Annotated in this window: 25 protein-coding genes and 1 pseudogene; 12 read left to right on the top strand and 14 right to left on the bottom strand. The window is 42.2% G+C overall.

Annotated elements, in window-relative coordinates; translation table 11 throughout:
- Window positions 1–128: 128 nt before the first annotated feature.
- Window positions 129–446: a hypothetical protein gene (locus HUX68_RS00340; protein ID WP_174612780.1), complete on the bottom strand. Its 318-nt coding sequence runs from the start codon at window positions 444–446 to the stop codon at window positions 129–131.
- A gap of 94 nt (window positions 447–540) precedes the next feature.
- On the opposite strand from HUX68_RS00340, the gene HUX68_RS00335 reads away from it, so the two are divergent.
- Together HUX68_RS00335 and HUX68_RS00330 are read left to right on the top strand one after the other, a co-directional pair.
- On the top strand, window positions 541–1,362 hold the full coding sequence (locus tag HUX68_RS00335) for an undecaprenyl-diphosphate phosphatase (protein ID WP_174612779.1): 822 nt from the start codon (window positions 541–543) through the stop codon (window positions 1,360–1,362).
- 50 nt (window positions 1,363–1,412) lie between these two features.
- Window positions 1,413–1,697 carry a YrhK family protein gene (locus tag HUX68_RS00330; RefSeq protein WP_174612778.1) on the top strand — a complete coding sequence of 95 codons (285 nt, stop codon included), beginning with the start codon at window positions 1,413–1,415 and terminating at the stop codon, window positions 1,695–1,697.
- 27 nt (window positions 1,698–1,724) lie between these two features.
- Here HUX68_RS00330 and HUX68_RS00325 read toward each other — a convergent pair.
- Together HUX68_RS00325 and HUX68_RS00320 are read right to left on the bottom strand one after the other, a co-directional pair.
- Window positions 1,725–1,967, bottom strand: a pseudogene (locus HUX68_RS00325) (radical SAM/SPASM domain-containing protein); the annotation flags it as partial.
- A gap of 19 nt (window positions 1,968–1,986) precedes the next feature.
- Window positions 1,987–2,226, bottom strand: a complete 240-nt coding sequence (locus HUX68_RS00320) for a DUF2249 domain-containing protein (RefSeq protein ID WP_174612777.1) — start codon at window positions 2,224–2,226, stop codon at window positions 1,987–1,989.
- A gap of 189 nt (window positions 2,227–2,415) precedes the next feature.
- Between HUX68_RS00320 and HUX68_RS00315 the strand changes: the two genes are divergently transcribed.
- Window positions 2,416–3,111, top strand: a complete 696-nt coding sequence (locus HUX68_RS00315; protein WP_174612776.1) for a Crp/Fnr family transcriptional regulator — start codon at window positions 2,416–2,418, stop codon at window positions 3,109–3,111.
- Between the two features lie 527 nt (window positions 3,112–3,638).
- Window positions 3,639–4,811 carry an IS256 family transposase gene (locus HUX68_RS00310; RefSeq protein WP_174616299.1) on the top strand — a complete coding sequence of 391 codons (1,173 nt, stop codon included), beginning with the start codon at window positions 3,639–3,641 and terminating at the stop codon, window positions 4,809–4,811.
- Between the two features lie 225 nt (window positions 4,812–5,036).
- Here HUX68_RS00310 and moaD read toward each other — a convergent pair whose 3' ends face one another.
- From moaD to HUX68_RS00285, 5 genes are all read right to left on the bottom strand, one after another.
- Window positions 5,037–5,270 (bottom strand): molybdopterin converting factor subunit 1, encoded by a 234-nt coding sequence (gene moaD / locus HUX68_RS00305; RefSeq protein ID WP_174612775.1) that lies wholly within the window; start codon window positions 5,268–5,270, stop codon window positions 5,037–5,039.
- Window positions 5,263–5,739: a molybdenum cofactor biosynthesis protein MoaE gene (locus tag HUX68_RS00300; protein WP_174612774.1), complete on the bottom strand. Its 477-nt coding sequence runs from the start codon at window positions 5,737–5,739 to the stop codon at window positions 5,263–5,265. The genes moaD and HUX68_RS00300 overlap by 8 nt, the downstream gene beginning before the upstream one ends.
- On the bottom strand, window positions 5,732–6,238 hold the full coding sequence (gene mobB / locus HUX68_RS00295; protein ID WP_174612773.1) for a molybdopterin-guanine dinucleotide biosynthesis protein B: 507 nt from the start codon (window positions 6,236–6,238) through the stop codon (window positions 5,732–5,734). The genes HUX68_RS00300 and mobB overlap by 8 nt, the downstream gene beginning before the upstream one ends.
- Window positions 6,239–6,383: 145 nt before the next feature.
- A complete protein-coding gene (locus HUX68_RS00290; protein ID WP_174612772.1) occupies window positions 6,384–6,695 on the bottom strand; it encodes a metal-sulfur cluster assembly factor in 312 nt (103 codons plus the stop codon).
- Between the two features lie 87 nt (window positions 6,696–6,782).
- Window positions 6,783–7,544: a prolyl oligopeptidase family serine peptidase gene (locus tag HUX68_RS00285; RefSeq protein ID WP_174612771.1), complete on the bottom strand. Its 762-nt coding sequence runs from the start codon at window positions 7,542–7,544 to the stop codon at window positions 6,783–6,785.
- Window positions 7,545–7,682: 138 nt separating this feature from the next.
- On the opposite strand from HUX68_RS00285, the gene HUX68_RS00280 reads away from it, so the two are divergent.
- The 4 genes from HUX68_RS00280 to HUX68_RS00265 all read left to right on the top strand — a co-directional run bounded on the left by HUX68_RS00280 (window position 7,683) and on the right by HUX68_RS00265 (window position 9,408).
- Entirely contained in the window at window positions 7,683–8,516 is an 834-nt protein-coding gene (locus tag HUX68_RS00280) for a Cof-type HAD-IIB family hydrolase (protein ID WP_174612770.1), read from the top strand.
- 118 nt (window positions 8,517–8,634) lie between these two features.
- Window positions 8,635–8,784, top strand: a complete 150-nt coding sequence (locus HUX68_RS00275; RefSeq protein ID WP_174612769.1) for a hypothetical protein — start codon at window positions 8,635–8,637, stop codon at window positions 8,782–8,784.
- Entirely contained in the window at window positions 8,785–8,982 is a 198-nt protein-coding gene (locus HUX68_RS00270) for a DUF3813 family protein (protein ID WP_174612768.1), read from the top strand. It begins immediately after the preceding gene.
- Between the two features lie 162 nt (window positions 8,983–9,144).
- Window positions 9,145–9,408 carry a NifU N-terminal domain-containing protein gene (locus HUX68_RS00265; RefSeq protein ID WP_174612767.1) on the top strand — a complete coding sequence of 88 codons (264 nt, stop codon included), beginning with the start codon at window positions 9,145–9,147 and terminating at the stop codon, window positions 9,406–9,408.
- Between the two features lie 51 nt (window positions 9,409–9,459).
- On the opposite strand, the gene HUX68_RS00260 is transcribed toward HUX68_RS00265, so the two are convergent.
- A complete protein-coding gene (locus tag HUX68_RS00260; protein WP_174612766.1) occupies window positions 9,460–10,305 on the bottom strand; it encodes a YitT family protein in 846 nt (281 codons plus the stop codon).
- 144 nt (window positions 10,306–10,449) lie between these two features.
- On the opposite strand from HUX68_RS00260, the gene HUX68_RS00255 reads away from it, so the two are divergent.
- The 3 genes from HUX68_RS00255 (at window position 10,450) to yppF (ending at window position 13,911) form a co-directional block, all read left to right on the top strand.
- Window positions 10,450–11,310, top strand: coding sequence for a DegV family protein (locus tag HUX68_RS00255; RefSeq protein ID WP_174612765.1), 861 nt, complete (start codon window positions 10,450–10,452; stop codon window positions 11,308–11,310).
- 112 nt (window positions 11,311–11,422) lie between these two features.
- Complete coding sequence (locus HUX68_RS00250) at window positions 11,423–13,642, top strand: beta-propeller domain-containing protein (protein ID WP_174612764.1); 2,220 nt, start codon at window positions 11,423–11,425, stop codon at window positions 13,640–13,642.
- Window positions 13,643–13,725: 83 nt separating this feature from the next.
- A complete protein-coding gene (yppF, locus tag HUX68_RS00245; protein ID WP_174612763.1) occupies window positions 13,726–13,911 on the top strand; it encodes a YppF family protein in 186 nt (61 codons plus the stop codon).
- 121 nt (window positions 13,912–14,032) lie between these two features.
- On the opposite strand, the gene HUX68_RS00240 is transcribed toward yppF, so the two are convergent.
- From HUX68_RS00240 to HUX68_RS00230, 3 genes are all read right to left on the bottom strand, one after another.
- A complete protein-coding gene (locus HUX68_RS00240) occupies window positions 14,033–15,526 on the bottom strand; it encodes an alpha-amylase family glycosyl hydrolase (RefSeq protein ID WP_174612762.1) in 1,494 nt (497 codons plus the stop codon).
- A 116-nt stretch (window positions 15,527–15,642) separates the two neighbouring features.
- Window positions 15,643–16,647, bottom strand: a complete 1,005-nt coding sequence (locus tag HUX68_RS00235; RefSeq protein WP_174612761.1) for a FecCD family ABC transporter permease — start codon at window positions 16,645–16,647, stop codon at window positions 15,643–15,645.
- On the bottom strand, window positions 16,644–17,663 hold the full coding sequence (locus tag HUX68_RS00230; RefSeq protein ID WP_174612760.1) for a FecCD family ABC transporter permease: 1,020 nt from the start codon (window positions 17,661–17,663) through the stop codon (window positions 16,644–16,646). The genes HUX68_RS00235 and HUX68_RS00230 overlap by 4 nt, the downstream gene beginning before the upstream one ends.
- Window positions 17,664–17,826: 163 nt before the next feature.
- On the opposite strand from HUX68_RS00230, the gene HUX68_RS00225 reads away from it, so the two are divergent.
- The gene (locus HUX68_RS00225; protein WP_174612759.1) at window positions 17,827–18,789 is read left to right on the top strand and encodes an iron-hydroxamate ABC transporter substrate-binding protein; all 963 of its coding nucleotides are present in this window, start codon (window positions 17,827–17,829) and stop codon (window positions 18,787–18,789) included.
- Window positions 18,790–18,900: 111 nt separating this feature from the next.
- Here the strand turns inward: HUX68_RS00225 and HUX68_RS00220 are convergent, their stop codons facing one another.
- Entirely contained in the window at window positions 18,901–19,272 is a 372-nt protein-coding gene (locus tag HUX68_RS00220; protein WP_174612758.1) for a YisL family protein, read from the bottom strand.
- Between the two features lie 160 nt (window positions 19,273–19,432).
- Window positions 19,433–20,629 (bottom strand): DUF418 domain-containing protein, encoded by a 1,197-nt coding sequence (locus HUX68_RS00215; RefSeq protein WP_174612757.1) that lies wholly within the window; start codon window positions 20,627–20,629, stop codon window positions 19,433–19,435.
- Window positions 20,630–20,634: the final 5 nt, after the last annotated feature.

Genomic DNA, 20,634 nt, shown 5'->3' with positions numbered 1-20,634 from the left:
TTGCTGCAATGAACCCTTGCCTTTAAGGTTATGAACGGCAAGGGTTTTTGCATTGACAGCAAGAAAACACCAGCATAAGTGATGGTTGACATCAAACAACCTGGTGACAACAAGTCACTAGTTAAAATTCAGTACCACGGTAAAACACTAAGTGCTGTCAGAGCGGCTAACGGCAAAATAAGACGTCGAAACCTGCGCGGGCGGTGATAGCCGCCATACCCGTAAAAACCGGGATAATTATATCCTCCGCCCCATCCGAACTGGCGGTCATGATATTCGCGCGGCATACCATTATCCTGCTCAAGCGGTACTGCAAAATAAACATACTCATTATCCAGACCTGTAATGATTCCGTCGAATTGTGATCCATCGTTCAATTCAGCTAGTACGTAGGAATGCATATGGTCCTTACACGAATCGTATATATGTTGATAATGATGATTCATATTTTCAACCTCCTCACCAATCAGACTATTCATTGGCCTATCGGTTGGTGATTTGTCCCGGGGGGTGAAAATACATATACCAGGGGGAAATAAAATGGATACAATAACAGAAATCTGGCTGCTTATTAAATATTTATTCTTAGGTCTTGTACAAGGCTTTACCGAACCGATTCCGATTTCATCAAGCGGACATCTGATTATTTTACGGGAACTATTTGGAATTGAAGCTGAAGGACTGTCATTTGAAATTCTGGTTAATTTCGGTTCACTAATAGCAGTTCTTGTGATTTATCGAAAAGATATTCTGCGTCTTATCCAAAACGGAATCCGTTATCTGACAACGAAGGACACTGATGCTGAAGGGGATTTTCAATTCATCCTCAGCCTCATCATTGCCACCATTCCGACCGGTATTTTGGGACTGCTGCTTGAAGATTATATTCAGAGCGAACTGAGCACCGTTGCAGTTGTTGGTATCACTCTACTTGTTACAGGGGTTGCGCTGTGGGTTATCCGCAATTTGCGGGGCTGGAAAAGTGACAGTCAAATTTCATTCAAGGATGCTGTCATAGTAGGACTGGCCCAGTCAGTCGCCCTGATCCCCGGCATTAGCCGCTCCGGTGCGACGATCGTTGCCGGAATGCTTTTGGGTATGAAAATCGAAACAGCATTGCGTTTTTCATTCATGCTGTACATTCCGATCAGCCTTGGCATTGGTATTCTTTCCTTCGGCGATATTTTTGGTGATGACAATATTGACATACTCGCCATCCCATACATCCTGGCCTTTGCAGCGTCAATCATAGCGACCTATTACTCGCTGCGCTGGTTCATAAACATTATGAAGCGCGGTAATCTGAAATACTTCACATTTTACTGTTTCATAGTTGGAATTCTGGTCATCCTGTTCCTATAGTGTCGTTTTAATCTCCCTCCACAAGGGTACGTGATTGTGGAGGGAGATTTATGCGTTTTATTGAAGACGAACAACAATTTCTGGATATTCACGTTGGAACATTTGAGCTGTCGTTCAGCAAGAAATACCGCTACATCGCACTGATCAATGATCTTACGTTAGGACTGGAATTTTTAATCGGCAGTGCCTTTTTCCTATTTGAACCTTTGAAAACAGCCGGAGTCATCCTATTTATTATCGGCAGTGCGCAGCTATTAGCAAGACCAGTCATCAAAATCATCCATGCAATTCATTTTTCACGGGTAAAAAAATCACAACAGAAAAACTCCGAGTAATCCCACTGCTGGAAGTTTTTCAAGAAGTCAGCTGGTTTTCCGATTGCCACGCATTGCCCTTAGAATGTACACACAATATGGTTCGCTTTCCATATAGTCACCGGTGACATTGTACGCTCTTGACCTGGAACCGCCGCACACAAATCGGAATTCACAAACACCGCATTTCCCCTTATATTTGTCAGGGTTGCGCAAATTCTGAAACACTTCCGATTCCCGATAAATGACCGCAAGCGACTCTTCCCGATCATTGCCTGCTTTTATCGGCAATTCATAGCGGATGCCTTCGCTATTTTTTTCCGATTGAGACACGCCACATTTGCGGTCCGTTCTCCAGGTATTTCCATGTAAAGGTATCTTTCCGCTCATTCATTAATTGGTAATGGAGCGGTTTTGGATCATGATCATTCGACAACTCCATAAATTCACCTGGTTTCAAATCATCAAATGTTTCAAATATTCTTGGGTGCCGGTTCTTCGGATCATAATCTGGTGCATGTATTTTTGCCGCAAACTGCGTATCATTCATTTCCCATTCCTCCTCGGTCAATTTTTGTGACACCCCTATCATATAATCTATTGCTTTTTCTTTATGTGAGAAAAAACACACCTGGGCATGATGTTTGTCACACTCAAAAAGTTTTCACAATTGCGGATTATACCTAAGTATCTGGCATGGTAGAATAAGGGTGGAATGATAAGGTAAGGGGGCGTTACGATGAATACACATTCCATAAAGGAGCTTTTGCTGAAGGTTCCATTGTTCAAAGACCTCACCGATTATGAAATGGAACCCATTGTCGATTTGGCTAAACACCGTATGTACCGAAACGGCATCCATGTTTTCATGCATGGTGATCCATTGACAAACGTCTATTTCATCCACCAGGGACGAATCAAAATATATAAAACTGATTTTCACGGGAAAGAACAAATTGTAAATGTCCTGCAGCCGGGCGACATGTTCCCCCATCAGGGCTTCTTCAGACAAGATGATTATCCTGCCCATGCAGAAGTAATTGAGGACGCTGTCTTAATCTATATTCCGATAAAAGCATTCGAAAACTTTCTGATTAACCATCCGGAAATCTGTGTAAAATTATTCCGCGTTCTTGGTGATATCATCATGGATCTCCACAACCGACTGGAGGAAAAAATTCTCCACAACACATATGAACAAATCATCATGCTCCTGCTGCGACTTGCCAAGGACTACGGGAAGGAAACGAATGATAATTTGATGAAAATTAAAACCCATTTCACAAACCGTGAGCTCGCCAACATGATCGGCTCCAGTCGTGAAACTGTCAGCCGTACCCTGACACAGCTGAAAAGACAGCAACTTATCTCAACCGATAAATCCGGCGCATATATTTTAGATACCGAAGCACTGGAAGATGAATTATTTTATTGAATTAAGTCCTGCCTGGGGAGGTGGGATTTTTTTAAGTTTTCCACGGCCTAAAACCTCATTTATCCACGATTTTGAAGACAATATCCACGATTTCGGAGCATATATCCGCGATTTTGGAACATTTATCCACGGTTTTAAAGAAAATATCCACGATTCCGCTTTCAAGCAAGACCGGTAATCATGCATACCAATTCTCCCCCACCCCTTTCTCTTATGCGGCGGATCAGCCAAGTGGAAGGTGTCGAGAACATTCATGTTGACCTTGTCTGGGAGCCTGCCTGGACTCCTGCGAAGATGAGTGACCACGCAAAATAAATGCTCGGTATGGGATAACTGAAATAAAAAACATCGACATGGCCGCTTACCCAGTCGATGTTTATTAATCGGCAAAAATTGCTGTCTTATCGGTGGAAATGAGCATTCTATGGTTAAGTCCGTATAATTGTGTAAAAGCGAAATAAGAAAGGGCCATATTAATTCCTATGATACAATGTTTTCAACCACAAAAACATAAGGAGGAATTAATGATGACCCAACTACATTTTAACCTAAACATGGACAAGTTAAAAGATGAGATTATGAACTCCAATATGAACGCTATCTATAAATCAACAGCTGTATTAATTCTGAATGAGTATATGGAAAAGGAACGGGATGAATTTTTGGACGTTCCGCCATACGCCCGTACTGGTAGTTCACGTGATTATCGAAACGGCTATTATGAAAGAGAATATTTGATGAGTATTGGAAAGATCAAGTTACGGGTTCCACGGACTCGCAGCGGTGAGTTTTCACCAAGTATTTTTGAAAAGTATCAACGCTGTGACCAGGCTTTCGTTCTTGCCCTGCTTGAAATGGTGGTGAACGGGGTCTCCACACGCAAGGTTCGAAATGTAGTAGAAGAATTGTGTGGAGAGAGCGTATCCAAGTCCTTTGTATCATCGCTTACAGAGAAACTAGACCCTATCGTCAATAAATGGGCGAATCGAAATTTGGCAAACACCTATTATCCGTACATTTTTGTAGATGCCATGTATATCAAAGTTCGCGAGCATCGTAAGGTTGTATCCAAAGCTGTCTACATTGCGACAGCGATAAGCGAGGATAACCAACGGGAAGTGCTCGGATTAAAGGTTGACCATACCGAAAGTTACGAAGCTTGGAAAAGCTTTTTAAAAGAGCTGAAAGGCCGGGGGCTGCATTCACCAAGACTTATGATTTCAGATGCCCATAAAGGGCTCAAAAAAGCAATACAGGAGGAATTCCTCGGAACCTCATGGCAACGCTGCACCGTTCATTTTAAACGAAATATTGTGGATCAACTGCCAAAGAAGGGTATGTCAGAGGTAATCACGGGGTTAAAACGGATTTTTAAAGCCGTTACACCAGATGACGCAAGAAACTTCAAGGAGGAGTTCGTCACGCGTTACGAAGAAGATCCAAAGCTAAATCAAGCACTTAAGACATTGGAAGAAGGCTTCGATGATGCCATTCAGTATCTCAATGAAGAAGAGAAATATCATACATTCATACGCAGCACGAATTCATTGGAACGCCTAAATGAAGAAGTTAGAAGGCGGGAAAGAGTCATTCGTATATTTCCGAATACACAATCCGCCTTCCGTCTAATTGGCGCAGTACTAATGGATTATGAAGGGCAACAAAAGAATAAAAAAAGGTTTATTCGAAACAAAAGTTGAAGAGGATTCCAGCGCGCGAAAATTTGATGTGGTGGGAAGGGCCCTTCCCACCACATCAAATTCACATAAATACCATCATAAGGTTGAAAACTTGTATTGGACTTTTACACATAGATAAGGACTTGACTCATTCTATCGGCAAAAAACAGCACCCTATCGGCGAAATCACGGGTTTTATCGGCATTTCACCTTCTCACAAGCACCATCACAACCTGTCAACAAAAATCAACCACCACTTACCGGCGGAATAAATGCCACCGTATCACCAGTTCGCAATACCGCATCATTCTGTGCGTATTCCTCATTAATCGCAATCATCGCCTTGTCTAAACCATTCAACTCATACGTATTTAACAGATTTTTCTTCAGTTCCATCAATGTCAGCCCATCCGCTTCAACTGTTACTTTGTTACTGCCTGCTGCTTCCTGAAGCTCTGCAAAAAATAACACATCAACCATTGCGCATTTCCTCCTCGTTCGGAATACCCTCATGATAAGACGTATTTTCTTTTTGATCACCTATCCATCTGGTCCCGTCTTCCCAATTCTCTTTTTTCCAAATCGGCACAATTTCCTTAATACGTTCGATGGCATAACGGCTTGCTTCGAAAGCATCATTGCGGTGTGGTGTGGACACAGCAATCACCACAGCCACATCCGATATATCCAGATGCCCAATACGGTGAACAATTGCCGTATCAGCTTGGGGACCCCACTTCTCGCAGATTTCCTCCCCAATTTGCCGGAGCATTTTTTCCGCCATCGGAACATACGCCTGATATTCTAAATACAATGTTCGTTTCCCCTCGGTAAATTCCCTTACTGTGCCGATGAACGTGTTTACGGCACCGGCTTCCGGGCGAACGACCTTTTCAATGCAATCATCGATGTTAATCGGTTTATCTGTTATCCAATATTTTTCATTCATTCGAACACCCTCTTATATACTCAGCCAGCCGGGGTATATTTTCCGGTATCCTGTTCAAATTGAACACCGGTACATTCAGTTCTTCCAGCAATGCAGCATTCCGGCTCCCGACAGCAAGGACGTCAGGAAGCTCGTTAATAAGCGCCAAATCCTCCCTGTTTCGCACAAGAACAATTTTCGGATATGCCGATTTTTTGAACCCTTCAATCAGCAGCAAATCAATTGGAAAGCTGTTGTATAGTTGAACCAGTTCATCAAGGTCCAACTGCTGATGCAGCATGAACTGCGATATCGTTTCTCCCTGCACACCACTAATGACAGCACCCGAGTCAAGGTGCTGCCTGCTGTCAGTCTGCTTTCCAAGATCGGGTTCCCCACCGTGCCCATGATGCTTCAGCGAACCCACCCTGACACCAGTTTCCGAAAAATATTGAATCAACTGGTTCATCAATGTGGTTTTACCGGAATTTTTATACCCGGCGATTTGACAAATCTGCATGCGAATACCTCTATTTATTTCATCATTTTTAGAAAACATGGCTGTTATCAAGCTTTCAGCTATAGTTAAGTAAGGAATTTTATACTTTCTGACGTTATAAAAAAAGGTCGATCCATTTCAGATGAACCAACCTCGTCTTTATGCATCAATCAGGGATGCCCAGTGCAATTTTAGCGTAACGTGACATTTTCTCTTTACCCCACGGCGGATCCCAAACAATATTTACTCTGCTTTCCTGAATTTCCGGTATATCAGACAGTGCACGTTTGACGTCCTGTTCAATATGACCGGCAAGCGGGCAGCCCATTGCCGTTAACGTCATTGTAACAGTGCAAATACCTTCATCGTCCAGGTCAGCATCATAGATAAGACCGAGATTCACGATATCAATACCCAACTCAGGGTCAATAACATTCTCGAGCGCGCCCATTATATTCTCTTTCAGCGCTTCGTCCATGATCAACAACCTCCTTCATCATTCATACCTTTATTTAAACATATATTTGTCGATTTTGAAATGATTTTAATCACATCTGATTGCTTTTCACAAGTGTTTCTCGAACCATTTCACCAGTTCAAGTATTGCTTGACGGCTCACTTTATGATCGCGGTTCTCTTCCTTGAGGAACTGTATATTTTCCTTATTCTTATACCGTTTTTTAGCGTCTTCATAAAATGTATAAGAATGGTCAAACGGCACTACCGCATCATTCTCACCGTGCCAAAAGAACACCGGCCGCTCCTGCAGTTTTTCCACCTGTTCGGATAAATCATACAGCTTTAGGTGCTCATATAACTGATCAATCAGCTCATCACTGACAGGCAGATTTCCCATCTTTTTAAAACTGCTGACCAGTGTTTTGGCATATACCGTAATTTTCGGTGACCCCATCATCACCCCTGCAGCCTTGATCCACGGATATTGCGTCAATGCAGCGGAAGTCGTAATGCCGCCCATACTGGTTCCGGCAATTCCGATACGCCCATCAAGAATTAGTCCCTCTTCATCAAGTTCATCCTTGATGTCTTTCAGTTCCTTCACATTCAGCATGACAATATCCCAAAAGGAAATTTGTTTCTTCATTTCAGATACGTCCACTTCCCGTTCCCCATGAAATTTGCTGTCGGGAAGAATGACACGATACCCTTTTTCAGCCAGCAAATACGCCAGTGGAAGATTATGTTCTTTTGCGCTCGTAAAGCCGTGAAAATATGTTACGGTCGGGAGCTGCTTGCCTTCCTTTTCCGTGTCCTCAACTACCAGACACGGTACAGAATTCATTGATTTTTTATATACACCAATCATTTTCCGATTCCTTTCCAATCATTTTCAGTTTATATTCATCATAATATTAAGTTTACGTAAATTGCAATAAGCAGATTATTTAATCCTTTACATATGCTGGAATCACTTATACACTATTGTCAGATGAGGTGAAAACTTATGGAAAATAACCGGCATTTAATTGCGCTGGATCTGGATGGAACGTTATTGACAGATGATAAAGAAATCAGTGCACGCAACAAAAATACAATACGGCAGGCGATAAACGACGGTCATATCGTTGTCATCGCTACCGGGAGACCGCACCGCGCCAGCATTAATTACTATAATGAACTGAAGCTTGACACACCAATGGTTAATTTTAACGGCGCATTGATTCACCACCCGACAGATGATAAATGGGATGTTTTGCATAATCCATTGCCTGTCAGAACAGCATACAAGATTATTGATGCCTGTTATGACATGAACGTTCATAATATTTTGGCTGAAGTAAAAGACCATGTATTTCTTGATCAGTACGATGAAAAAATTATCGATATTTTTCAATCAACAAAACAGGACCCGCCTTTTAAAATCGGCAGCCTCAAAAATGAGTTGAACGAAGATCCCACTTCCTTGTTAATCCACCCGAAAGAAGAGCATATTACAGAACTGCGAAGCCATTTGGATGATTATCATGCCGAATTGATCGAGCATCGTAAATGGGGTGCACCGTGGAATATCATAGAAATTGTCAAAAAAGGGTTAAATAAAGCAGTCGGTCTCGAAAAAATCGCGCATTATTATCATATCCCCAAAGAACGAATCATTGCATTTGGTGATGAGGATAATGATTTGGAAATGATTGACTATGCCGGTGTTGGTGTTGCGATGGAAAATGGGATTGATGAACTGAAATCCATTGCTGCACAAGTTACCGAGACGAATGAGAACGACGGGATTGGCGTTTTTTTGGAGGATTACTTGAAGCTTCAGGTAAAAACCATCTAAATATTACCTTTTATAAAACAGATGAATCAATCCATACTAGAAGTGAGCGCATCAAAAAGCGTTCACTTCTTTCTTTTTTTGGAAATGCTTTATCAGCTTTCTGAAGGAGGAATTACCGATGGGGAAAAACAGCAAGTCCAGACGATTCAGCCATCAAGGTGCTGATTCTGTTAAAAAACACGCCGAACGGTTTCCTTACCGTGCACGTTTCAGCGATACGGAACGAAAACGCGAGGAAGCTGACAGCCACACAGTAGGAGGGTTTTAGATGGGAAACAATAATCTTTTCCAACAAGCTAAAACTGCTGTCAACAACTTTAAGAACGCTCAGGGGAATGCATCCCAACAGGATAAACAAGCTGCACAAAATGCGATCCAAGCCGCAAAAAATAACGGTTCACCCGAAGAACAGCAGCAGCTGCAACAACTTGAGCAACAGCTGAAGCAACACAACCAGCTTAATTAACCTCCAAAATGCGCATTAAAGATTTTCACTTCATTTACGATAATGAAACGGGATTATAATGTGCATAAAGCATCTTTGCCGTTCTAACGGCAAAGATGCTTTTTCTTATTATTTCTGTTAAAATAAATTTAAGTATGCATTATTATTAGGAGGTCAAATTCAATGGGAGTACGAGCTGAAGCTACACCAAACCCGAACGCACTGAAATTCACAACGGACAAGCTGATCTTCGAAGGTGACAGCAGCATTTCCGTTATGCCTGGTGATACTAGTGAACATGAAATTTTAAACGATTTGATGAAACTGGAAGGTGTCGACAACGTTTTCGGTTACCAGAACTTCATTACCGTAAACAAGATGTTCGATGCAGAATGGGACGATGTACAGCCAAAAATTATTGAAGTTATGGGAAAACATGGATTTTAAAAAGACAGCGGATGCTGTCTTTTTTAGTTAATATGATAAAGTTTTTACCAACTAATCTTTCCGGAAAAATCCGAATATACCCGTTGTCTGCACGATATTGGTAAATGCGTTCGGATCAATTTCCCCGATGATACGTTCCAGATCATAAAGTTCATACCGGGTAACAACCAGGTACATCATATTTTTGTCTTCCTTTGTATAAGCACCTTTCGCCGGCAGTATTGTTATACCTCGAACCATCGTATCATGAATGGCTTTTTGCAGTTCATCCGCTTTATGCGTAATGATCATCGCCGTAACTTTCTCGTGACGTGTATGAAGTGCATCAATCACGCGTGTTGTCACATATAACGTCAATAATGTATACAACGCATTTTCCGGTTTATACAAAATGCCGGCCATTGCAATAATGATTGCGTTCAACAGCAAAAAATACGTACCGATAGGTCTATCCTTCATCCGGGACAGTACCATGGCCACAATGTCCATACCACCTGTTGACGCACCATGTTTAAGTGTAAGCCCGACACCGGTACCGGCAATTACACCGCCAAATACAGCATTTAAAATGATGTCCTCAGACAATGCAATTACCGGCATTACTTCCAGAAATATTGTCGTAAATACGACGGAAATAATACTGTAAACAGTAAATCCTTTGCCAACTTTTTTCCATCCGAGAATGGCAACTGGAATGTTCAGAATAAATAGGATAATACCAGTACTGACACCTTCTATGCCAATAAAATCTTTAAATACACTGGAAATCAGCTGGGCTGCACCAGTGAAGCCGCTTGCGTAAACATTTGCCCCGATCAGGAAAAAGTTAAGCGAAATGGCATTCAGCATTGCGCCGAATATAACAATTAGAATTCGCTTTGCCTCAAATAAAAACATAGCTGCCTCCCCTGCCTTATGTCTTGTAATATTATTAGTAAATAAACTTTGACTAACGTTAAGGATAGCTTTAAACTGAAATCAATATATAATTTGAAAACTTGGAAAAAATATTGCCAAGATACGTGAAAAGTAGGTGAAATAATGAACACGAAAATCCTTGCAGATTCAGCATGTGATTTAACCAACCGTCATTATAAAGCATTTGACATCGAAATGGTACCATTAACCGTTCATTTGGAAGGAAAAGATTTTAAAGATGTAAATGAAATCGAACCAAAAACGGTATATGACGCCATGCGGGCGGGTAAAGGGACGAAAACATCCCAGGTTTCCCCGCAAACCTTTAAAACAATTTTTACATCGTATGCCCAGTCAAATCAAGCATTAGTATATTTCGCATTCTCCTCGGAACTTTCCGGTACGTGCCAAACAGCGAAAATGATGGCACAGGAAGTCAAGGAAGAATATCCTGAAGCTGAATTGCATATTATCGACACAAAATGCGCTTCTATCGGGTACGGGCTCGTCGTACTGAGGGCTGCCGAACTTGCCAGGAGCGGTGCCAGTACTGACGAAATAGTCGAAACTGCAACATATCACGCCAATCATATGGAACATATTTTTACCGTCGATGACCTGGAATACCTGCGTCGTGGCGGACGTGTCAGCAGAGCATCCGCATTCGTCGGCTCCTTGCTTAAAATTAAACCGGTCCTGCATGTAGATGATGGTAAACTTGTTCCACTTGAAAATGTCAGAGGATCCAGAAAAGTATTGAATCGCATGCTTGAACTGATGAAAGAACGCGGAACCGATTTTAAAAACCAGACAATCGGCATCAGTCATGGCGATGATTTGAAACGCGCCGAGCAGCTGGCGGCCATGATTAAAGAAAAATTCGATGTCGACGATGTATTAATTGAAATGGTTGGTTCGGTCATCGGTGCACACGCAGGCCCAGGTACACTGGCACTTTTCTTTTTAAACAAAGAGTACAAATAATGTCAGGCTGATCCAGACATGGGTCAGTTTTTTTCGTTTTATTGCAAAAGAACTGTAACATTTTTCCTCAAGCACCGTCTAACTAATTAAACGGACCAAAGAGGTGAAAAAAATGATAAACCGAAAAACTGTACTGTATTGTCTGGCAGTTCTGGTCACAGTTGGGGCAGCCATTATTTACCTGATGCCCAGTTCTATTGGCGTTACGATACCGGCCAAATCGAGCTATGCGCCCTCCTTCAAAGACTGGTCCATCCATTTTTCTGAAAAAATGAACCCAAATACATTCACCCAGAATACCGTAACCGTCCTAAATCAGGACAATGAACCGGTCAATGTAGACTTGAAATGGAACAAGAATCACACCGTTCTGACGCTTCAAGCACCTGAATCCGGATATCGAATTGACCATACCTATATGATTACCGTTTCAGATAAAGTTGAAACGGATAATGGCGACGAAATAAACAAGACATTCACCCATTCCTTTACAACAGTAGCTGAATTACAGACCATCAAGAATGAGGAACAACTGGTCACATTACTGAAGGAACGGTCAAACGCACGTCAAAAAATCTCGGGCGAACAAGAGCGGGGCGTATCATTGGAAAGCTCACAAAGTGACTCCGCGAAAAACATGGCAAAAAGCGGGCCGGTTACATCATCGACTAACATCCAAGAAAATGGGGTCAATGAAGGTGATATCATTAAGACAGACGGTGATTACATTTATTATTCCCGGGGTACGGATGTCGTAATTGCCAGTGCTGCTAAAAAGGACAGTAAAGTTATCTCTGCCATTTCGACAAACAAATTCCGTCCAACAGAACTTTATTTGCACAATGATCTGCTGATTATGATCGGAAATTCACACCAGACCAGCCGTCAACCATCAGCACAGTCTGCAGTTGTTGACCGGGCAATACTTCCGCCCAGCAGAACAACGGCAATGATTTATAATGTTTCCGATCCTGAACAACCTGAAAAAGTCCGTGAAGTTAGTATGGACGGCTCATTGATTACAACCCGGAAAATGAACGGACATTTGTATCTGATTGCCAACCATCACCCGCCAATCCGCATTTTGAAAGAAAAAAAGAACGGCACTGAAAACCTGCGTCCGTCAGTTAAAGATTCTGCCGTCAGTAATAAAGCTCATCCACTCAGCTATGAGTCGATGTATTTTTTCCCTGATACAAAGGATGAAAACTTTTTGCTGCTTGGATCGATTAACTTAAACAAACTGGATGAAAAAGCGAAAATAAAAGGTTACCTCGGTGCGTCCAGCCACGTGTATATGTCCAAAAAACACTTGTATATTGCAACATATCAATACAGTAAAGATATTTCATCCAAGGATGGTAATCATCCTGAGCTTTCGATTGCCCGACCGCCTATTAATACCAAAATAAGCCAATTCAAAATTCGTAAAGGAACGATTTCCTATAATGCCTCGACGGTTGTGCAAGGCAGTCTGATCAATCAGTTCGCCATGGATGAACACGATGGAACGTTCCGTGTTGCCACCACAAAGGGTACCATGTGGAATGATGACAAACCGTCAACTAACAACCTGTTTACGTTTGACATGCAGATGAATCCACTCGGTTCTCTTGAAGGACTGGCAAAGGGGGAACGGATTTACAGTGTCCGGTTCATGGATGATACAGCCTACATGGTTACATTTAAGCAAGTCGATCCCCTTTTCGTAATCGATCTCAAAAACCCGAAAAAGCCGACAGTTCTCGGCAAGCTGAAAATTCCCGGGTTCAGCAATTATCTTCATCCGCTCGATGAGGATCATGTTATCGGCTTCGGACAAAATACCAGACTGGTGAAATCTGAACGCGGTAAGGAACCGCGAGTGCAAATCGACGGATTGAAGATTTCCGTGTTTGACGTCAGCAATCCGGCAAAGCCAAAAGAGGAATACAGTGAAATTATCGGTGAAGGCCATTCCTATACTGAATTAAATCATAATCACCATGCCCTGTATAAACATCCGACACGGCCGATTTTCGGCTTTCCGGCCACCATTTATGATGCAAAAACCATTCAAAAAGGAGATGCAACCTATCAGGACGAATCATTAGCTTTTCAGGGAATATTTCTTTACAAAATAACACCGGATGATGGAATTCAGTTGAAGGATACTTTTACAAATCAAGAAAACAACAATTCGGATTACCCATCAAAAATGAAATATGCAATAAAGCGGATGGTATCAGTCGATAATACGCTGTATTCCTTTTCACAAAACAAAATGTCCATCTATGATTTGCAAAAAGAAAAGATCATCCAGCACGTCCCGTTTCCGGATATGAAATACTAATTTAATTTGTAACGAATGAAATGGCAACCTCCCGCATATATTTCCAGTAGGACAGGCACACTTATGATGCGGGAGGGATGACCATGAGCATCTTCGAATTAATTACCATATATGAAATGGAACGTAATCAGCCACCGGAATCGATTAACGGATTACTCGATTTCTATCAACGAAAATACATCAACAGTGAAATTGACCTGAACGAATACCGGAAAGTGTACTATTACCTGTACAGACAAGGTGCCATTTCATCACATGAATATGCGTGAGTGTGTGTGCATTGCATGTGAGTCTATGATGCCAGACAAAACAGTGTGATTTATTGTCGTACGGCGGGTTTACGCTTTTATAAGGCACCACTTTTAAACAAAAAAGGAAACGGAAAGCTGATTATTCCAAACCAGCTTCCCGTTTCTTTTGTTTTCTGCTTAACCTGATGATAGAGGCAATGAAAATAACAAAAACTCCGACCACCATCCCGATGAAGGACCAGTTTAAACCTGTATCCTCCTGAACAACATATACTTCTGCTGTTTCACGGGCGAGTCCTATTTTATACTCCCCTTTTTCATTTTCCCGGACGAGGTTATCCCCAATTAAGCCTTTCAGCAGTTTGCCGGATTCTACACCATCAATAGAAATGGCCTGCGATTCCACGTCATTGTTGATCGCAACGTAAACCGATTCGCCTTCAAATGACCGCTTAAATAAACTCATTGCACCACTCGTTCCAAGCAGTTCAAAACTTCCTTTCTGCAACGCAGGAAATTTTGTCCGCAATGCTGCAATCTGATTATAATAATCCTGCAAATCCTGCTTTCCGGCATTAAATTGAACCAGCTGCAGACTTTCCGGAAAGTCCCCGCCCATTGGAATTTCCGAACCCTGAAAAATCATTGGTGTACCTGGTGCAGTATATAAGAATGTCAATGCCAGCTTCCAAGTCGTCAGCGGATTTCGCCCGTTCTCAAAAAATTTCTGGGTAAATCGTTCGGTTAACTTATTATCCAGATAATTAAGTCCATCCCTTTCTCCATTATTCTTCCAGGATTCATAAATCGGCGTTACCGGATTTCCCGCCTTAACGAACGCATTGACCATCGCTTCCTGGAATGCATTATTTTCCACAGCCTGTATCGCCGTGCTATTTTCAATTCCACCATTATATTGCTCTGGTTTCAATATATCCCCCAACAGGTAGAAATCGGGGTTTTCCTCCCTCAGATGCGCAGCCAATTCTTTCAGAAAAGCCTGATTCATCTGATCCGCGGCATGAAATCGATATCCGTCGATCCCTGCTTTTTCGATCCAATAATCAGCGACATCCGTTATAAACGACTGTACTTCAGGATTGGACTGATCCAGCATTACTGTCTGATCAAGCCATTGATTTGCGTTCACTTCCGTTTCTTTAATCCAGTCCTGTCTAGCCGGGTCATCCACCACCGGATGTGTGGAGGAAACATAATTTGTGACAAGCTCCATCACCACTTTCATATCGCGGTCATGTGCTTCCTTTACCAGCTTTTGGAGATCCTTCATGGTCCCAAACTGTTGCTCCACTTCGTAAAAATCCTCAATCCAGTATCCGTGATAGCCATCAGGCGCATTTTCCATCACCGGAGACAGAACAATCGTCGTAAAGCCAAGTTCTTTTAATGCATCCAATCTTGAGGTAATCCCTTTAATGTCCCCGCCATGATACGCATGCGTTTCATTCAGGTCAGTCTGTTTCTCTAGCGACTGATCCCCATTACTGAAACGGTCAACCAGAATATTATAAATAATTTCGCCTTTGATTCCTTCCTTTTCTTCTGCAGCTGCAGTACTCGCTGCACCGAACAAAACGAGACAAATCAAAAACATGAACAATAGCCGTCTCATATATGTACTCCTTCATTAAATTAATTTGCTTCTCCATTCATTATTGCGTTTTGACATCTTTCGTCAATGAATTCCACCAGATTGTTAAAAAACATTCATAACTACGATTGAGACTGCTAGTTTGTTTTAACGAGTAAATATACAAAGTATGGTGTGCTTAAAATTGCAACTATAATCCCCACCGGAATCTGAGTCGGATCGAGCAGATTTTGTCCAATTAAATCAGAGACCATCAGGAGCAGTGCGCCAATCAAGGCAGCAATCGGGATAATGTACTGATGGAGCGGGCCGATTATTTTACGAGCGATATGCGGCACCACAAGCCCCAAAAAAGCAATTGCCCCGCCCGCAGCGACACTGGCACCGGCTAACGCAACCGCAATCAGCAGCAATGTGCGGCGTTCTTTTTCCACTTTGGATCCCAGACCGGCTGCTACATCATCACCTAGGGTTAATATGTTAAGAATATTTGCCTTTTGCAGTGCGAGGGGAACAAGCAGCAAAATCCATGGCAGCAGTGCCATCACAAACGTCCAGTCCGCATTCCAGATGTCACCAGAAAGCCATACCGTCGCCTGCCGAAAGTCCTGCGGGTTCATTTTCAGCTGAAAAATAATCAATGCTGCGCTAAAACCCGCATTGACACCAATCCCGACCAAAATCAAACGAATCGGATTGACACCGTTTTTCCAGGCAAGCAGATAAATTAACAATGCTGCAAATAACGCACCAAGTAATGCGAACAGTGGCATCATAAAGACGGATAATGTCGCATTAATCGAATCCTGCAGAAAAAAGATAAACAAGACGACTGCAAGTCCTGCACCCGTATTAATCCCAAGTATCCCCGGATCAGCCAAATCGTTCTGTGTGACACCCTGTAAAATCGTTCCGGAAACCGCAAGTCCCGTCCCGATTAACAAAGCCAGGACAATTTCCGGCAGCCGAAAGTCGAACAATACCAGTTCGTATTTATCCGTTCCCTGGCCGAACAACGTTTTCACCACATCCATCGGCGGAACTTTGACAACACCGGTACTAAGCGTGACAAAAAACATGACTATAATCAGAATGAACAAGAGTGCTATAACTCCCGTAAATTTTGTGGTTTTTCTATTCATGATTTACCACCCCCGCTGCTCCCGCGGGCGAGATAGAGAAAGAACGGCACCCCGATTAGTGACGTAATCGCGCCAACGGGCGTTTCAAATGGTGCATTTATCAGGCGGGAACCAATGTCGGACAGAACAAGTAGAAGTGCACCGAAAATTGCCGATGCAGGAATGATCCATCGGTAGTCCGTCCCCATGATAAAACGGGTCATATGGGGTATGATAAGTCCCAGAAAGCCAATGGCACCTGCAACAGATACGGCGGAACCGGTCAAAATCAAGACCGTCAAAATGCCCATTAATTTTATAACAATATTTCTCTGTCCCAGTCCCGCCGCGACATCCTCACCAAGATTCAGTACTGTAATTGATCTTGCTATGGCAAAAGCGATAACCAGACCAATTCCACCCGCGATGAATAAAATATGTATGGATGTCCAACTCGTGCCTGCCAGTCCACCCGCGAGCCAAAATCCAAGCTGCTTTTCCAGTTTGAAATGAAGCGCAATAATGGACGATACAGAGCTTAACAGTGTGCCAATTGCAACACCAGCAAGTGCCAATTTCACCGGTGTAAGACCGCTTGTGGACAGTGATCCAACCATAAATACAAGTCCAACAGCAACACCTGCCCCAGCTAGCGATGCAATCGTCATGCCAACCGTTGAGATCCCAGGTAAAAATGCCAGGGTAATCACAAGTGCAAAAGCCGCACCATCCGTTACCCCCATAATCGATGGTGAGGCCAATGGATTCCGGGTCATGCCCTGCATGATCGCCCCGGACACTGCCAAAAACGCGCCAACCAACGCCGCTCCTGCCGCTCTCGGCAGACGAAGTTCCCGGATGATCTGATGAGAAGTGTTCTCCGGATTAAATTCAATGACCGCCTGCCATACCGTTTCCAGTTTAATATCGGCCACCCCATATACAATAGAAAGAACGGCAGAAAAAACCAGCGCAATGATCCCGGCAAATTGAATAATTATTTTTAATAGTGATGAATGCTGTATAAAAGATAACATAATGTACTCCCGTTAATCGAAATCGTCAAAATGCCCCTAATGTTAAAGTATAATTTGTTCATAGGATTGTTGCAATGCCAGTGAAAAAGAAATTGACAGAACAAATGAAAATGATTATCATTACCATTAGGTGTATTATTATATCATAAAAGGAGACATACATATGCTTAAACGAAATAAATCCTATTTAGTGAAATTCTGTATTATTCTAGGTCTTGCATTGATTATTTCAGCATGCGGCAGTGATAGTAATGGATCTTCCTCCTCCGAAGACAGTGGCAGTAACAACTCTGAAATAACATTGGACAGTAAAAAAGGCGAAGTTACTATCCCTAAAGGAGCGGAGCGCATTATCGCCCCATACCATGAAGATGCACTGCTTGCGCTGGGCGTAACACCTGTCGCAAAATGGGCCATCGGAAACAGTGTGCAAAATTATTTGGAAGATCAGTTGAAAGACGTACCAAAAATCGAATGGAATCTACCACTTGAACAGGTCATGAAATACAACCCAGACCTGATTATTTTATCGAACACGCTGGACAGCTATGAGGGATCATATGAAGATTATCAAAAAATCGCGCCTACCTATGTGCTGACCGATGAAGCAGCAAGCAACTGGCGCAAGCAAATCGAATTATTCGGTAAAATGCTTGATAAAGAAGATAAAGCGGATAAAGTGTTAAAACAATATGATCAAAAAGTTGCCAATGCAAAAGAAAAACTGAATAAGGCAATCGGCGATGAAACTGTCGCAATGGTCTGGACGATGGGCAATAAATTTTATCTATTTGAAAAAGACCGGCATATTGCGGATGTTGTTTATTCAGAATTAGGTCTAAACGTACCGGAAGTAGTCGAGAGCCTTGGTAACGCACCGAATGACGCATGGAACGCAATTTCCATTGAGAAGCTTTCCGAATTGAAGGCCGATCACGTCTTCCTTCTCGGCATGAAAGGTGAAGAAGGAATCAAAACACTGAAAAACAGCAGTGTATGGCAAAGTATTCCGGCAGCACAATCCGGCAATGTCTATGTCATGAATGATCCAAGCCACTGGACAAATGAAGGCCTGATTGCATCCAAAAAAACAATCGACGCCATCGTGGAGAGTTTGGCTGAATAATCTTCTTTTACCTATAATCGGAACAAACATTTAAAAAGTGGCAGACTTTTAATAAAAAGTTACTGCCACTTTTTTGCGTTTATATACGATTATAGTTATGACAAGGGCTGTTTATGGCAAGAATCCAAGTCCGAGACGGCCAAAGCCAAGCAACATGGTCAGTATTAAGGCAATGACAAGCTGAATCCACCAGCTTTTTGTCGGCTCTTCCCTGCCTGATTTCATGCTGATCATTTCCATAGCAAAGATGGCCCAAATACCTGCCAATCCTTTAAAAATCGCTTCACCCATTTGTGGAGCTCCAAAATAGCCCGCAAGCAATGTACCACCGGAATAAAGAATCAGTAAGTAATCCAGTCTAAGTATCATTTGTACGATTTTAGCACCTTTTTCCTTGCCTGATTTATTCAGAATCACTACTACAATAAACAGAATAAAAGCAAGCGCCCACGCCGTAACGTGCAAGTGTGTGCTTGGTCCCATATTAAGTATTCCTCCTTTGGAAAGTCCATTTCCATGATAAACTTATCATATCATGTACCATATGGATTTTCATTTGAAAATTGTATGAACGATATTGGAATATATCAAAGTACCAAATTTAAATTCCCATTGAATTAAAATAGCTTGCAGGCAACTGTGATCAATGGTGTACTTCATTACGTTCTGCTGTTCTCCCTCTCATTGGCTGCTTTTCTAAATAGGTAAGACTGCGCCACGCCCATTCCAGCGGTCCGAATCGGTATTTGGCCATCCACCATTTGCTGAATATTACCTGCAAACTGAATACAATAACAACAACCCCTATACTAACACTTGGCGTAATTGACCCGTACAACCCGAAGCCCACACCATAAAACAAAATAAATTGAATTACGGATTGCAAAATATAATTAGTCAGCGACAAACGCCCAACATGCGAAAATGGCTTCAGAAGCTTTGCACCAATTCCGCTCTGGTACATCAGTGTAATTGAGAAAAGGTAAAATAAAGCCGAAGCAGTTCCACCAACATTATCCTGAATAAAATAAAACCATTCCGGGTTACCGTACAGATACGGTCCCCATTTCAACGCAGCGAAAAACAAAAGACTCACACCCCAGCAAATCCAAAGCACACGCCTATTCAATTCGGGATTATGTAACCAGCGTTTCCGGGCAATAAACATCCCGATTAAAAACATCGGAAGTAAGGTTGTTAACAAAAGAATATAGGTGAACACCCCGTTTGAGTATAACCAATCATGCAGATTCTGCGATAGAATAACCAATAAATCATTGCTTGTGTAACTTTCCATCGCCTGACGTATTTCCTGGAAATTGGCATACCCAAGATATTCCCGGAAATTGAATAAATACATTGTAAAATAGGCCGCACTGCTTCCAAGTAAAATAAGAGACCATATTATAAGCGTTATATTTTTCCGATGAATGAACGCGATGAGGAATAAACCAACAATCCCATATGAGAGCAAAATATCACCGCTCCATATGAGAAATGCATGAATCATCCCAAAGCCAATTAGAATTAGCAATCTACGGAACAGAAACAACTTTACATTTATTCCTTTATCAATCACCCGCTCCTTCACAATCTGAAATCCAAACCCAAACAAGATGGAAAATAACGTATAAAAACTTGCCTGGAAAAATACATCTTTAAAAGCTTGTATAAACTGATCAACCGGTGCCGTCCAAGCTTCCTCCGCCCCGCCATACAGAAAATACGGGGCAGAGAAAGCTCCGATATTCACAATAAAGATCCCAAATATCGCAAACCCGCGTGCAGCATCAATCCATGTAAGCCGTTCGGAACGTTTCGTTGGTGTGACGGTATTCATTTGGA

Origin of the sequence: Virgibacillus ihumii (genome assembly GCF_902726655.1) — a bacterium.
Taxonomy (GTDB): domain Bacteria; phylum Bacillota; class Bacilli; order Bacillales; family Amphibacillaceae; genus Lentibacillus; species Lentibacillus ihumii.
The sequence above is the reverse complement of the archived record's forward strand: the minus strand, read 5'-3'. Positions and strand labels throughout refer to the sequence as shown.

Bases quoted from the DNA above. Each gene is read 5' to 3' on its own strand.
- HUX68_RS00340 (WP_174612780.1), bottom strand. From the start codon at position 446: ATGAATCATCATTATCAACATATATACGATTCGTGTAAGGACCATATG.
- HUX68_RS00335 (WP_174612779.1), top strand. From the start codon at position 541: ATGGATACAATAACAGAAATCTGGCTGCTTATTAAATATTTATTCTTA.
- HUX68_RS00330 (WP_174612778.1), top strand. From the start codon at position 1,413: ATGCGTTTTATTGAAGACGAACAACAATTTCTGGATATTCACGTTGGA.
- HUX68_RS00320 (WP_174612777.1), bottom strand. From the start codon at position 2,226: ATGAATGATACGCAGTTTGCGGCAAAAATACATGCACCAGATTATGAT.
- HUX68_RS00315 (WP_174612776.1), top strand. From the start codon at position 2,416: ATGAATACACATTCCATAAAGGAGCTTTTGCTGAAGGTTCCATTGTTC.
- HUX68_RS00310 (WP_174616299.1), top strand. From the start codon at position 3,639: ATGACCCAACTACATTTTAACCTAAACATGGACAAGTTAAAAGATGAG.
- moaD (WP_174612775.1), bottom strand. From the start codon at position 5,270: ATGGTTGATGTGTTATTTTTTGCAGAGCTTCAGGAAGCAGCAGGCAGT.
- HUX68_RS00300 (WP_174612774.1), bottom strand. From the start codon at position 5,739: ATGAATGAAAAATATTGGATAACAGATAAACCGATTAACATCGATGAT.
- mobB (WP_174612773.1), bottom strand. From the start codon at position 6,238: ATGCAGATTTGTCAAATCGCCGGGTATAAAAATTCCGGTAAAACCACA.
- HUX68_RS00290 (WP_174612772.1), bottom strand. From the start codon at position 6,695: ATGGACGAAGCGCTGAAAGAGAATATAATGGGCGCGCTCGAGAATGTT.
- HUX68_RS00285 (WP_174612771.1), bottom strand. From the start codon at position 7,544: ATGATTGGTGTATATAAAAAATCAATGAATTCTGTACCGTGTCTGGTA.
- HUX68_RS00280 (WP_174612770.1), top strand. From the start codon at position 7,683: ATGGAAAATAACCGGCATTTAATTGCGCTGGATCTGGATGGAACGTTA.
- HUX68_RS00275 (WP_174612769.1), top strand. From the start codon at position 8,635: ATGGGGAAAAACAGCAAGTCCAGACGATTCAGCCATCAAGGTGCTGAT.
- HUX68_RS00270 (WP_174612768.1), top strand. From the start codon at position 8,785: ATGGGAAACAATAATCTTTTCCAACAAGCTAAAACTGCTGTCAACAAC.
- HUX68_RS00265 (WP_174612767.1), top strand. From the start codon at position 9,145: ATGGGAGTACGAGCTGAAGCTACACCAAACCCGAACGCACTGAAATTC.
- HUX68_RS00260 (WP_174612766.1), bottom strand. From the start codon at position 10,305: ATGTTTTTATTTGAGGCAAAGCGAATTCTAATTGTTATATTCGGCGCA.
- HUX68_RS00255 (WP_174612765.1), top strand. From the start codon at position 10,450: ATGAACACGAAAATCCTTGCAGATTCAGCATGTGATTTAACCAACCGT.
- HUX68_RS00250 (WP_174612764.1), top strand. From the start codon at position 11,423: ATGATAAACCGAAAAACTGTACTGTATTGTCTGGCAGTTCTGGTCACA.
- yppF (WP_174612763.1), top strand. From the start codon at position 13,726: ATGAGCATCTTCGAATTAATTACCATATATGAAATGGAACGTAATCAG.
- HUX68_RS00240 (WP_174612762.1), bottom strand. From the start codon at position 15,526: ATGAGACGGCTATTGTTCATGTTTTTGATTTGTCTCGTTTTGTTCGGT.
- HUX68_RS00235 (WP_174612761.1), bottom strand. From the start codon at position 16,647: ATGAATAGAAAAACCACAAAATTTACGGGAGTTATAGCACTCTTGTTC.
- HUX68_RS00230 (WP_174612760.1), bottom strand. From the start codon at position 17,663: ATGTTATCTTTTATACAGCATTCATCACTATTAAAAATAATTATTCAA.
- HUX68_RS00225 (WP_174612759.1), top strand. From the start codon at position 17,827: ATGCTTAAACGAAATAAATCCTATTTAGTGAAATTCTGTATTATTCTA.
- HUX68_RS00220 (WP_174612758.1), bottom strand. From the start codon at position 19,272: ATGGGACCAAGCACACACTTGCACGTTACGGCGTGGGCGCTTGCTTTT.
- HUX68_RS00215 (WP_174612757.1), bottom strand. From the start codon at position 20,629: ATGAATACCGTCACACCAACGAAACGTTCCGAACGGCTTACATGGATT.